The organism is Neoroseomonas eburnea (assembly GCF_018129005.1).
Classification (GTDB): Bacteria; Pseudomonadota; Alphaproteobacteria; order Acetobacterales; family Acetobacteraceae; genus Neoroseomonas; species Neoroseomonas eburnea.
On the sequence record NZ_JAAEDL010000072.1, the window covers coordinates 1 to 2,563 of the forward strand.

Sequence of the window (2,563 nt, forward strand, 5' to 3'; positions counted from 1 at the left end):
CTTAAAATCCGCAATCCGCAAGGATGTGCCGGTTCGAGTCCGGCGGCGGGCACCAGCTTCTCGACGGCCTGCATGGCCGAAGGATGCTGGGGGAATTCAGGGGCTTGGCGGTTCCCCGGGGTCGTCGCCGACCTGACCGGCCAGGGAGTCGACGAAGGTCCCAGGATCGATCTTCGTGGTGTTCGTGCCCGCGTTTGTGCTCGGGCCGCCAGCAGCATGCTTTTTCATCGCCCGGTGAAGGTGCTCGGTGACGAGATGCGAGTACCGCATGGTCATCGCGATGGCCTTGTGGCCGAGGATGGCTTGTAGCGCGGCGATGTCGCCGGTCCGCTGGGCGAACTCGGACGCGAAATGGTGCCGGAGGTCGTGGCACCGAAATGGGACCCCGGCTCGGGCTGCGATCTTGCGAAATGTCCCCGAGAACGTCGTGTAGCGGTCCCCGTCGCCGCGCCAGAACACGAATGACGACGTGACGTGCCGGGGTGTGCCCAGGAGCGTGCCGAGGGCCTCGTCGCTCAAGGGGACCACCCGAGGGGATGACGTCTTGGTCTTCGTCAGCCTGATTTCGCGCCGAGGGATCGAAACCTGCGACCATTCCATCGAGCAGACCTCATCTAGCCGCATCCCCGTCTGGGACAGGAGACGGATGATGCGGCCTGCCATGGGCGGGGCACGGGCCACCAACTGCTCGACCTGGTCGACCGTCGGGTATGTGGTCCTGGGCGGAGCTTCCTTGATGTGACGCTTGCCGAACTGGCGGACCGGGTTGACGTCGATGTAGTCCCAGGTGATCGCGCTGGAGCAGAGGCAACTGAGGGCGGCGAGGTCACGTCGAACCGTCGGGCCTTTGACGCCGCCCTTGAGCCGGGCCGTGGCGTAGTCGGCCAGGCGCCCACGGGTGATTTCGTCGAGGTAGAGCGTCCCGAAGTCCTTGGCGAGTTGCCGGAAACTGGCGCGGTACCGTCTCTGGCTCGCCGGTTTGAGGGTCGGCATGTACTCGGTCCAGAAGCGTTCGAGGGCCTCGCGATAGGTTCGACGCGGACGACCATCACGGTCGAGACGACGATGTTCCTCCAACAGCCGCGCGAGCATTCTCTGGGCGACGACCTTGGATGATGTGCGGGCCGAACGGCGGATTGAGGTCCCGCGCCACTGGAACCGAACCCACCACGTCGTGCCCCGGCGGTAGACCGTTGCCATCGATCAGGCCGTGGTGGACGCCTGGGCGACGACCAGGACGGGGATGCGTGAGAATGCGTCGGGGATCACCAGGACGACTTCTCACAGCGTTCCCTCGAAAACCGCTTGGCAAAACTCTGACGACCTTCAGCCCCAGCCGTCCTCCATCCGGGAACGCACCGCATCCGACGCGCAGCCGACCGTGATGATCCAGATGTCATCGGTGCTGGTGTCCTTGCTGATCAGGCGGAACTCGTCACCTTCCTCGATGATGCGTCCGAGGCGCTGCCAGTGGACGGGATCGATATGCAGCGTGGCGATGTGGCGATGTGTGGTCTTGGCCATGATGGGTCCTCCGACCAGGTGAAGTCCTGGCTCTCGTTCTGGACGTATTTAACCCTCGTCGACGTCGTTCATCTCGGACAGCCAGGCGATGACGATCCACTCGATCTCGGTGATCCGGGCCATGTCCTCGGCCGAGAACGTCATCTGCGCGGTCGAGGACAGTCGGGCCAGCATGGCGACCATCTCGGATGTCGACGGAGGGGTTGTGCTGATCAGCCCTGTACCGTGGCACACTGCACAGGCCCGACGTTCACCGTCCGACCAGGTACAACCGGCGCCATCGCAGAACCAACATGGATGCCGCCGGAGTTCGTCGAAGACGTCCACCCTCAGGCCGTGATGACGCCGCTGCGGCCACCAGGGAGATGCCGGTACAACGTCGAAGGGCTGACCCCGACCTGGCGCGCGACTTCGCCTGCCGACATCTCGCCGCTCGCCAGCATCGCGCGGGCGGCACGGACCTTGGCCTCGGTCAGGACGACCGGACGACCGCCTCGACGACCGCGAGCCGCAGCAGCAGCCAGGCCCGCCCTGGTACGCTCGACGATAATCTCGCGCTCCATCGACGCCAGGGCGCCCAGGATCGCGAACAGGAACCGTCCGGCGGGCGTCGAAGTATCGATGCTCTCCGTGATGGATCGCAGCCCGATCCCACGGCGTTGGAGTTTCTCCGCGAGGTCGAGAAGGTGTTTCAGGCTGCGCCCAAGACGATCCAGCCGCCAGCACACCACGACGTCGCCCTCCCGCGCCTGTTCCATCAGGCGGGCAAGTTCGGGTCGATCCGTCCGGGCTCCGCTCGCCGTCTCGGTGAACACCCGCTCGCACCCCGCCGCGCGGAGGGCATCAAGTTGCAGGGCATGGTTCTGATCCAGGACAGACACGCGAGCATACCCAAGCAGCATCCAGTTCTCCCGAATCTCGTGGTCGACGCCAGATACGGACCAAGTAGTTTTGGGACAAGTTTTGGGAGATGCCAGAACGTTTCAGGATGCCGTTTGTGACTTTCTTGCCTCGATCTCCCAACAACGACCGATTTTGG

General features: G+C 64.5%; 4 protein-coding genes. All 4 read right to left on the reverse strand.

Features of this window, described 5'->3' with window-relative positions; translation table 11 throughout:
* Positions 1–96: 96 nt before the first annotated feature.
* The 4 genes from GXW74_RS27645 to GXW74_RS27655 all read right to left on the reverse strand — a co-directional run bounded on the left by GXW74_RS27645 (position 97) and on the right by GXW74_RS27655 (position 2,426).
* The gene (locus GXW74_RS27645; RefSeq protein WP_211850133.1) at positions 97–1,092 is read right to left on the reverse strand and encodes a tyrosine-type recombinase/integrase; all 996 of its coding nucleotides are present in this window, start codon (positions 1,090–1,092) and stop codon (positions 97–99) included.
* A gap of 234 nt (positions 1,093–1,326) precedes the next feature.
* A complete protein-coding gene (locus GXW74_RS27650) occupies positions 1,327–1,524 on the reverse strand; it encodes a hypothetical protein (protein ID WP_211850135.1) in 198 nt (65 codons plus the stop codon).
* A gap of 48 nt (positions 1,525–1,572) precedes the next feature.
* Complete coding sequence (locus GXW74_RS28535) at positions 1,573–1,698, reverse strand: hypothetical protein (RefSeq protein ID WP_272877381.1); 126 nt, start codon at positions 1,696–1,698, stop codon at positions 1,573–1,575.
* Positions 1,699–1,853: 155 nt separating this feature from the next.
* Positions 1,854–2,426 (reverse strand): recombinase family protein, encoded by a 573-nt coding sequence (locus GXW74_RS27655; RefSeq protein WP_211850137.1) that lies wholly within the window; start codon positions 2,424–2,426, stop codon positions 1,854–1,856.
* Between the last annotated feature and the right edge of the window lie 137 nt (positions 2,427–2,563).